The organism is Candidatus Eisenbacteria bacterium, assembly GCA_016235265.1.
Classification (GTDB): Bacteria; Eisenbacteria; RBG-16-71-46; order RBG-16-71-46; family JACRLI01; genus JACRLI01.
Genome location: JACRLI010000008.1, coordinates 1 through 9,410 on the forward strand (window position 1 = coordinate 1; position 9,410 = coordinate 9,410).

A 9,410-nucleotide genomic window follows, 5' to 3' on the forward strand; every position below is an offset into this window, starting at 1 on the left:
AGGGCCATCGGCATCTCCCGCAGTTGGTCAGCGCACTCGCCCGCGCCCTGAACATCAAGCAGCAGTCCAAGCGGCTGGAAGAGGCCGCGTGATCACACGATGGAGCCGTGGAGAATTCCAACTAAGAATGGGCTTGCTTCGGCCGGCGGTGCCACTGTCCAGCCCGGCACCGGGGTGTGGGGGAATAGAGGGATGCGCCCGATGCGCGAGTCGGTGCATCTGGTCACAACGTTCCTCCCGGCTCATCTCCTGGGACATGAGCGCCGGACCATCATCAGCTTGGTTCTCCACCTGTTGAAGGTGATGCATCAGGCCGAGCTCGCGGTGATCGTCGACGGCCGCATGTTCCTCGTGCCTGGCGAGTAGGAGGGAGGTTCTGGGCCACTGAGCGGGCCGGCCACCCGGTGGAAACTGGAGACGGCGCGCGGCTGCCGCCGCGCGGATGCTCAACGCAGCCCATGCCAGAAAGGAGGTGAACATGAACACCACGCTGCTTGCCCCGATTGTCCGCGGGGTCGACGACATTCCCGCGGGATCGTTCCACGGCAACGACGAACTGCCAGTAGGAACCTGGCACTGAGTACCTCGCTCCAGGGGGCGGTCGCGGGCCGCCCCCTGGATAGCACCCATCGAGTGAAAGGAGAGATCGTCAATGTGGCCTCTACTCGTGCTGTTGATGCTGGCCGCGGCGGCGAGCAACGGCAACAAGTCATCAGCTCCCGGCGTGTTCACCTACCGAACGGGCGACGGCTCCGGCGTCTTCCGGTTTGAGTTCGTCCGACTTGGGTCGGGTGAAGTTCGCATCTACCTCCTGCAACAACCAAGCGGCAGCCTCGCGGGCTGTCACGTCCTTCCAGAGGGAAACCGGCACTACCTCTGCTGGGATCGGCCGATCGGGAGCATGAGTGCCGCCAAGGCGGTGGCCGCAGCATGGGCGGAGAAGGAGATGCGGTATCTCCGAACCGGCGTCGCGTTCTAAAAGGGAGCAGGTAAGTCATGCACATGAAACGCATCTTCGAAGGGTGGCGGCACCCGAACTGCTCGGACGCCGAGCCAGCGCGCTGTGATTGGAGCGGTGCGGCCGATCCGTGCCGCCTGACGATTAGCGTCTATGACCAGGCGATGGCGACTGTGGGTCGTCGACCGGCCGAGTCCGGTGTGCTGCTTGGTGGCTACCTGGGTGAGGGAGTCGTGCGCCATGTCTTTGACGACGCACGCGGCACGTGCACCAATGTCACATACTCGCCCGACCACGAGTCGCTCAACCGGGTGCTCAAGGAGTGGTGGAACCCCGCCGGCATCCGGTTCCTGGGGTGCGTGCACTCTCACCCCGGACGGCTGGCGGAGCCGTCCGCGGGCGACCGCCGGTACGCCGAAGCGATCCTCACGGCGAATCCCGAATTGCCGCGTCTGCTCCTGCCGATCATGGTTCTCGAACCCTTCGCGCAGCTCTTCGGGTTCGCTGCCTATCGCGCGCCAGGCGGGGTGCGGATCGAGAGCCTCGATGTGGTGCTTCAGCCCGAGGTTCTCATTTGGCCGCAGGGGCTGTGCCGCGCTGCCGTCAGCGGCCTGACCGCCGGCGCGGGCACGACGGTAGGGGGGAGTCATGCGTGAGACCTTCACTCGGGTGACTGGCGCCTATGATCTCCTCACACTCGCCTATTCGCGAGTCATCGCCGTCGGCCTGGGCGGGGGCGCGGGCATGGTTGAGGATCTGGCACGGACCGGCGTCGGGCACTTCGTGCTTATTGATCCGGACCGGATTGAGGAGTCCAACTTGGCCACCCAGCAGACGTACCGTCGCGACGTGGGACGGCCCAAAGTGGAGGCCTTGGCCGGCCGGCTCCGTGACCTCAACCCCGCCGCCGAAGTGCTCCGCTATCCGTGTCGGCTGGATGAGATCGACGACCGGGAGTTCGAGCGGTTCGCCTTCAAGCAGTCTAGCGCCCACTGGCCATACACCCGTCCACTCATTCTGGGGATGACGGATTCGTTTGCCGCCCAGGCCCGGGTCAACCGGCTCAGCCTGCAGTTTGACATCGCGAGTCTATGCGCGCAGGTGTACGCCGAGGGCCGAGGCGCGGAGGTGACCTTCACGTGCCCGGGTACGACCCCGGCCTGCCACCGCTGCATCCTCCAGAGCCGCTATGAGGCGTACCTGGTCCGCGGCTTCAAGAACGACGTCACTTCAGATGGCGCACCGATCTTCGCGACGACGGCGCTGAACGCGCTCAAGGGATTCATTGCCCTGGCCCTCCTGCACCACCACTCGCACCACCCCCGGTGGGGCGGGCTGGTGGCGCGCATCGGCAACCGCAACCTGATCCAGCTTCGCCTCGATCCCGATCTGACGCTCGGCGTGTTCCAACGTGTCCTGGCCGGTGACCCACAACGCGTCCTCTTCTTCGACAGCGTCTGGTTGCCCCAGGATCCCGTGCCAGGTTGCCCAGACTGCGGCGGCACCGGTGATCTCCGGCAGGCTCGGGGGCGCCTTGACGACACGCGGCAGATGCTGCCGGCGGCGGAAGGGCCGGAGGTGGCCTGATGTTCGACCGCGTGGTGCGATCCATCATCCTGCTCACGCTCCTCTGCTTTCTCGGGCGGGTGCTGCTTGGGCTCGCAGGGGTGGTGGGAGGCGCGGCGCATCGGCTCCAGCCCGGCATCAGTCGAGGGTCCGGCACGGGATTCACCTCGGTCTGCTTGTGGGTGCCCGTTGCGCTGTTTATCGTTGGATTGGCGGTTCGGGCTGCGAGGAGCCTCGGGGAACGGTCCGGAATGTCCCTGCGTGCCCGGGGAGAGGAGCGCCGTCGAGTGCGGCAGAGCGTGCGTCGACTGGCGGAGGATGTGCCGCCGGTCGATCCGGCTCATGTCGTGGGCGAAGATGCAGATCCGCCCTTGGCGTGGGGAGGATGACCGGGGTGGAAGCGCTCGGTCACCTCCTCCGGCGGATGCTCGCCCCGGGCGATCGGGCCCAGGCGCGGCGGATGCAGACCGAGCTAGCGTGGCGCGATGTGCAGCGCGAGGAGCGGCAACGCCACGCCTTCCTCGACGCCCTCCGCTGCGATGAGCGGAGCGACCGCGTCCTCCTCGGGCGCGCGCAGCGCCCCTGCGGGGCATGGCAATGGTGCGGCCTGGAGGCGGAACGCCTGCTTGCGGGGCACGTCCTGATGAATGGCGCGACGGGCGGCGGCAAAACCCGGCTGCTGGCTGCCGTCCTGTTGCAGCTCCTTCTGAAGCATACACCCCAGGTGGTCGTTGATCTCAAGTCCGAATTGACGCAGATCTACTGCGAGTATCTGCTGCCAGCGATCGCAACCAGACCCGAAGGTCAAGACCTTGCCGCCCGGGTGCGGATCATCCAGCCGTTCGACCCGGACCGCGTCCCCATGCTCCGGCTGACGGCGCCGGAACTCGGTGTGCCTCGGGACATCCAGGCGCTGACGCTGGCCAATGCCCTGAATGAGGCGTCGGGTACGGACATGGGCGTCCGGATGCACTCGATCTACCTCCGGCCGGCGGCCCTCGCCATCGAGCGGAACCTCCCCCTGACCGTCCTCGAGGAGTGGTTCCGCGATCCTCGCCGCTTCGCCCGGGATGCGCGCACTTCGGAAGACTCCGACGTGCGGCGCTACGCGCAGAACGACTTCCCCCGAGAGAACCAGGCCTCGGTCGATGCCCTGCGTGCTCGTTTGTCTCTGATCTTCCATCTCTCCTGTGTTCGCGATGCGCTCCAGGCACCCTGGTGCATCTCCCTGAGTGAGGCTCTCGAAGACGGTGTGACGATTCTAGACTTTGGGTCGCCGCCCTCGGGAGCCGAGGACGCGGTGCCACTGCTCGGCGGCCCGCTCCTCGGGAGGCTCTGCCGGGCTATCCTCTCGCGCCCCGTCACGCGGGACACAAAGCAAATGCTCATCGTGTTCGAGGAATTCCCGGAGCTGCTGCGCCGGCACCAGGCCCAGCAGTTCTCGCGCATGCTCAGCCTCGCTCGGTTCAAGCGCGTGACGCTCTGGTTCTGTCATCAGGAGCTGCGGCAAGTGGCGGCGGTCGATCCAGTGCTCCTGCATGCTATGCGGACGAATACGGCAACCGAATTGGCCTTCCGCTCTTCGATCGAGGACGCGCGCCTCCTGGCGCAGGGCATCGTGGCTCGCAGTGGCAGCGAGAGCTTGGCGGCAGCTCAAGCGCGGTTCGTGGAAGAGGCCGCCACCCTCGGCCGCCGGGAGTACTTCCTCTGGCTGAAGGAGAGCCCCTTCGGGCCACAGCGCCTCCGTAGTCCACGCTTCGATCTGGAACCGCTGACCCAGGCTGCAGCCGGGCTGCCGGACGAGGTGCGGCAAGCCCTTCGCCAGGGTACGGAATCGATGCCGCGCGGTGACTGCCCTGATCGTTTGGCTCCGGCAGGGTCCGATGCAGTCCAGCTTTTCCCGGGGACGCGACCCCGGCGGCGATCCCCGAGGCTTGGGTGAGATGCGAGACCGCCGACGGTCGCGAGGGGTGTGGCGTGTGGCCTGGGCGGGTGTGCGCGCTGCCGCATGGATGATTGTGACGGTCGGCCTGGGTGGGGCCGCGGTCTGGCGGGCGCTCGCCCTGCTGCTTCAGCTCCGCCGGATCAAATCGGCGTCGCTCCGTTGTCCTCGTGGTCACGACACCGCGGTCGTCGGCGTCTACACATGCGGCGCCTGTGCCGCGTCGTTCGAGGGCTGGGCCTTCGCCCGCTGCCCAGTCTGCGGCCGAACAGCCGGTTGGACGCCCTGCACGACCTGTGGCCTGCCGGTCCGCAATTCCTTGTTCTGGAGACGGTGATGACGCGGCAGCGACGAGACCATCGGCGCCCCGTGGCGCCGCTGAGGCTGACGGCGCGCGACGAGGAGTTGCTCCTCGGCCTCAACCGTCTTCGCCTGGCCCGGACGCGGGACCTCGCGCGGCTGGGCTTCCCAGGCGTTCGGTTGGATACCGCGGCCGCGCGTCTGCGGCGGCTCTTCGATGCAGGGTACCTTGAAGTCGTCGCCCCGGACCGGACGGCAGAGAACCGCTACGCCTTGGGTCCGGCTGGCCGCAGGTATGTCGCCGACCAGGGGGAGGAGGTCGGCCGCCGGCCGCGGGGCGGCCTCGAGCACCATCTGGCCATCGTGCGCACCTGGGCCTCGATCGCCACCGAACTGCCGGCTGGCGTCGAACTCCGGTTGGCGCGGCCCGATTGGGAGCTGCGCGCCGATCTGGGCGACCTCGGCCTGACGGTCGTACCCGATCTGTTCGTGGTCTTGGCCGCTGGGAGCCGGGAACTCGCGGTGGCGATCGAGGTCGATCTCGGGACCGAGCCGCTCTGCGTGCTCTGGGCGAAGGTGCGGGCCTATGGGGAGCTGTGTGGCGTCGAGGGCCTCTTCGGCTGGCGGGAGTTCGCCCTGGCGGTGGCTGTCGGATTGCCCAGCCGAGGGGACACCGTTCGGAGTCACCTCGACGCCAGATGGCGCGGCACAGGTGCTGTGTGGCTGCTGGGGGAGGGGCCGGGAACCGCGCTCCGGTCCCTGAGTGAATCGCTGACGCCTCCCCTTACTATGTCCCCTCACAGTAAGGGGCCCCGATCAGGGCTAACTTCAAGTGGCGGTGGGAGTGAGCCGGATGGTCAGGTGGGGGCTTTAGGGAATGACTGAACACGATCGCGCAGCGAGGGCGGCCCGGGCGGCGGAGCGGCACGCGACGCCGCCCGGGCCGCCCCAGCGGCTCCTCACTATCCCAGAGATCGCTGACCTCCTACAGCTCTCCGGCCGGACCATTCGCCGGTTGGTGGCCAGTCGCCGCCTACCTTGCGTCCGCCTCGGGCGCCAGCTACGCTTTGATCCGGCGGACGTGGTTCGGTTCGTGACGGCACGAAAGGAGTAGCGCGTGCCGAAGCTGCCGAAGCACATGGTCAGGCGGGGTCGGGCCTTCTATTACGCTCAGGTGCGGAACGGACAGCGCGTCCGGATCTCCCTAGGCACGGACTACACGGAAGCCTGCCGACGCCTGCGTTCTTTGAAATCTGGGGGTATGGTTTCCTCGGGTCAGTTCGCCGAAGCCGTCGAGCAGTGGCTGCGGGTCTACATCCCCGCGGCCCGGACGCCGACGGGTCAGCAGCTCGCCCGGCAGCGGATGCGGGACTACGTGCTGCCGCACCTCGGGCACGTGCTCCTGCACAAGCTGACCGGCGACGATCTGCGGACCCTGCGGCTGAAGCTCGGGCGGACCAGTCTCGCGGTCCAAAGCGTCAAGCACGTCCTCTCGGACGTGCGGTGCTTCCTGAACTGGTGCGAGGACGCAGGTCTCATCGACCACGCGCCGGTGCCGCGGAAGCTCCTGCCGAGGATCCAGGAGCAGCCGCCTGATCGGCTGACGGACGAGGAAGTCGCGGCGGTGCTGGCGGCGCCGGAGCCGTACGGATTCATCGTACGCTTGGGGCTCCGGACCGGTCTCCGGTGGGGCGAGTTGACTAGGCTGCAGGCGTCGGACGTGCAGCACGGCTGGCTGGTGATCCATCAGACCAAGAGCGGTAGAGTGCGGCGCGTTCCCCTGGCGCCGGCCCTGCAGGTCGAGTTGCGATTTCGGGCAGGGCGGATCCTACCCCTCCGGGATTCGGGCGGCTTCGCGCGCTACGTTCGGAAGTCCTCGGGCGTCGCGCGGTTCCACGCGCACCAGCTCCGGCACACCTTCGCCTGTCGCTGGCTCGAAGCCGGCGGCTCCCTGGCCGCCCTCCAGGAGATCCTGGGCCATTCGTCGATCGTCACGACACAGCGGTACGGACGGCTCGGCGAAGCGCACGTGAAGGCGGAGGCGGACCGGATTTTGGGACGAGAGGCCACAGAAGAAGCCACACCCCCCTTGCGCTCACACCGATAACTCCTTTAGTATCAGCCGCGGAGAGGTGTGAGAGCGGTTGAATCAGACGGTCTCGAAAACCGTTGTGGGGGTAACTCCACCGAGGGTTCGAATCCCTCCCTCTCCGCCATCTTGGCAACGAGTTACGGCGGCCCGGCGACGGGCCGCCGTTTCGTTCGAGTAGGCCTGGATGCGTGCGGACTTCAGAGGCGCGCTCCAGCCTGCCACCGCCGCCGTCGCGCCGATTCGGCCCCGGGAGAGCCTCCGGATCATCCACGCATCCCCGGTCTGCCGGCGCCGCACATATTCCGCAATTGCGCCCCACAAGGCCCCGATCCCCACGTGCCGCCTCCCGACGCCCCAAAGCCCCTGACCGCCAAGCCGATACGGGTGAGATGGGACGCCGGAGTCAGGAACCCGGTCCTCGGAACCTCCCGTCCAATATCAATTGTCTCTTGCTGAATCGGCAGAAGGGCGTACACTTTATCCATTCATTCGAATGCCCTCCGGTGGCGGGCCGGCCAGACTTGGCCCAGACCCGACCCCCCTTGTTCGTATCCGTCCGGTCCACAGATGGACCCAGGTGATCCCAGCAGGCTCCCGCGGCATCAACGCGGGACCGGGCCCGGCGACTCCGCTCCGGATGCGCCCCGCCCTCCACTCCAGTTCATGAAGGCGTCCCTCTGCCGGCCGCGAGACGGCACCGACATCTGGCTGGTCCCTTACCCCGGAGGACACCATGGCCCAGAGAGCCCCTCTGTATTCGCCCCGCGGCCCAAACGCGCCGCCCCGGTACCTCCACTTCGCCGTCGCCATCGCCAGCATGTTGTTCGTTGTGGCTGCGGGTCCCGGCGGCACGCCCGCCCCCTCGGGGTCGGCGCCCGCCGGCACGCGCGCCACGGCCCTCACCCAGCTCTCCACGTTTCCGCAGGTGTACTCGGGCGTGGTCTCCGATTACAACTCCTGCCAGTTCAAGGTTTCCTACCTGGGCGCGCAGGAGAAGCTGACCACGTCGCTCGCAGGCGTCAGCGCGCTGCGGGCAGGCGGATTCCAGCGCACGCCGTTCCTCGTGTTCCAGTATCACGGCTACTATGGGAACGACGCGCACTTTGGCGACACGCTGGTGGTCAGCCCGGCGGAGATCAAGTCCCTGATGGATGCCATCCTGGCCCGCCCGGCGATGCAGGACACCACCGGCCCGGCCGAGCCTGGTATCTCGCTCATGGTGATGCGCACGTCGGGACCGACCACGCTGTGCTGGGAACACTGCACCGCGACGCCGGCGGAGGGTGACACTCTGTTCGCCCTGCTCCATGGCGCCCTGCTCTCCGGCGCCGACAAGTCCACGGTGGACCAGTTCCGCCACCACATGGTGGGGGTGAGGCAATGAGCGCGAACCGTGCCCTGCGCGGGGCGATCGCGCTTGCTGCCGTGACGGTGCTGCTCATGGTCTCCCGGGCGCCCGCACGGGCGGGAGACTATGCGGGTGCCAACGGGAAGTTCACCACTTCCACGAGCACCGACCCGTTCACCGGCGTGAAGGAAATCAAGATCACCTACTATCCGGACCCCAAGAAGGTCGGCAAGTGCTCCTCCATCTACCTGGTGCAGACCGTGAGGCGTACCGATCAGAACGGCGACGTCATCCAGCCCAAGGACCTCGACGCCGGCAGGTTCAAGCACGCCCAGGACGACATGACCGCGGGCGGCACGTGCGTGGACCACCTGTCCACGGAACGCGACCCGTACTACAACGGCGAGGACGCGGACAAGGACACCCAGAGCAAGGGCTCCACCGACGCGTCGCCCGACGCGACCGCCACCGAGATGGTCGATGGTCCGCACTACCTGGACGGCACATTCCCCGCGGGCGTCACCGAGGCGACCCTGACGTTCGAGACCTGCGCGGTGTGCAAGGACACCGGCAAGATCCTGGATTGCGTGACCTGGACGTATCACCGCACCAAGGGAGAGGCCGGCACGGGCACGCTCACCGAGCCCGCCGCCGCCGCCCCGCCCACGCAGGAGTTCAAGGACGCGAAGGCGAAGTTCGAGAAGAACCACGCCAACGGGCTCATCTGCCCCGAGGGGATCGCGGAGTTCTTCGAGGGGCTGCGCAACGCAATGTCCGGGTTCTTCAGCTACATGCCGCCGTTCCCGCACCCGATGCAGCCCACGCAGCTCGTGGTGGACGTGGTGAACTCCTCCGGCCAGCCCATGACCGGGCTCCAGTGGACGGCCTTTGACCAGCACGGCTCGCGGTTCCTCGGTGCGGGCACGATCCCGGCCATCGGGCCGTTCGACTACGCGCCGGTCATGTTCACCGTTCCGCCGGTGATGGATCCAGGCACGGTGGACTACGTGCAGTTCACGGTGGACCCGACCAACGCCATCCCCGAATACGACGAGACCGACAACCAGGAACTGATCCCCGTGGGCTTCTACGGGCCGCTGGGCGTGGACGACGGCTCGCGCGGCCCGGTCCCGGGCCGGCTCTCCGTGTCCCCGAGCCCGTTCCGCTTCCGCACCTCGGTGGCATTCACGCTGCCGCGCGCGGC

The 9,410-nt window shown here is 67.6% G+C and carries 10 protein-coding genes and 1 tRNA gene; all 11 read left to right on the forward strand.

Annotated features, from left to right (window positions below):
- The first annotated feature begins 201 nt into the window (after window positions 1-201).
- Entirely contained in the window at window positions 202-366 is a 165-nt protein-coding gene (locus HZB25_04530) for a hypothetical protein (GenBank protein MBI5836494.1), read from the forward strand.
- 286 nt (window positions 367-652) lie between these two features.
- Entirely contained in the window at window positions 653-979 is a 327-nt protein-coding gene (locus HZB25_04535) for a hypothetical protein (GenBank protein MBI5836495.1), read from the forward strand.
- A gap of 23 nt (window positions 980-1,002) precedes the next feature.
- The gene (locus tag HZB25_04540) at window positions 1,003-1,614 is read left to right on the forward strand and encodes a Mov34/MPN/PAD-1 family protein (GenBank protein MBI5836496.1); all 612 of its coding nucleotides are present in this window, start codon (window positions 1,003-1,005) and stop codon (window positions 1,612-1,614) included.
- A complete protein-coding gene (locus HZB25_04545) occupies window positions 1,607-2,545 on the forward strand; it encodes a ThiF family adenylyltransferase (GenBank protein ID MBI5836497.1) in 939 nt (312 codons plus the stop codon). The genes HZB25_04540 and HZB25_04545 overlap by 8 nt, the downstream gene beginning before the upstream one ends.
- Before the next feature lie 373 nt (window positions 2,546-2,918).
- Window positions 2,919-4,466 carry a type IV secretion system DNA-binding domain-containing protein gene (locus HZB25_04550; protein MBI5836498.1) on the forward strand — a complete coding sequence of 516 codons (1,548 nt, stop codon included), beginning with the start codon at window positions 2,919-2,921 and terminating at the stop codon, window positions 4,464-4,466.
- A 276-nt stretch (window positions 4,467-4,742) separates the two neighbouring features.
- On the forward strand, window positions 4,743-5,651 hold the full coding sequence (locus HZB25_04555; protein ID MBI5836499.1) for a replication-relaxation family protein: 909 nt from the start codon (window positions 4,743-4,745) through the stop codon (window positions 5,649-5,651).
- A complete protein-coding gene (locus HZB25_04560; GenBank protein ID MBI5836500.1) occupies window positions 5,644-5,880 on the forward strand; it encodes a helix-turn-helix domain-containing protein in 237 nt (78 codons plus the stop codon). The genes HZB25_04555 and HZB25_04560 overlap by 8 nt, the downstream gene beginning before the upstream one ends.
- A 3-nt stretch (window positions 5,881-5,883) precedes the next feature.
- Window positions 5,884-6,873 (forward strand): site-specific integrase, encoded by a 990-nt coding sequence (locus HZB25_04565; GenBank protein MBI5836501.1) that lies wholly within the window; start codon window positions 5,884-5,886, stop codon window positions 6,871-6,873.
- A gap of 19 nt (window positions 6,874-6,892) precedes the next feature.
- Window positions 6,893-6,982: transfer RNA gene (locus HZB25_04570), tRNA-Ser, on the forward strand.
- Between the two features lie 609 nt (window positions 6,983-7,591).
- Window positions 7,592-8,242, forward strand: coding sequence for a hypothetical protein (locus HZB25_04575; protein MBI5836502.1), 651 nt, complete (start codon window positions 7,592-7,594; stop codon window positions 8,240-8,242).
- The coding region (locus tag HZB25_04580) for a hypothetical protein (protein ID MBI5836503.1) at window positions 8,239-9,410 on the forward strand (1,172 nt) is incomplete at its 3' end. The genes HZB25_04575 and HZB25_04580, both read left to right, overlap by 4 nt.

Coding starts and splice junctions, on each gene's coding strand:
- HZB25_04575 (MBI5836502.1), top strand. CDS start 7,592: ATGGCCCAGAGAGCCCCTCTGTATTCGCCCCGCGGCCCAAACGCGCCG.
- HZB25_04540 (MBI5836496.1), top strand. CDS start 1,003: ATGAAACGCATCTTCGAAGGGTGGCGGCACCCGAACTGCTCGGACGCC.
- HZB25_04560 (MBI5836500.1), top strand. CDS start 5,644: ATGACTGAACACGATCGCGCAGCGAGGGCGGCCCGGGCGGCGGAGCGG.
- HZB25_04535 (MBI5836495.1), top strand. CDS start 653: ATGTGGCCTCTACTCGTGCTGTTGATGCTGGCCGCGGCGGCGAGCAAC.
- HZB25_04545 (MBI5836497.1), top strand. CDS start 1,607: ATGCGTGAGACCTTCACTCGGGTGACTGGCGCCTATGATCTCCTCACA.
- HZB25_04530 (MBI5836494.1), top strand. CDS start 202: ATGCGCGAGTCGGTGCATCTGGTCACAACGTTCCTCCCGGCTCATCTC.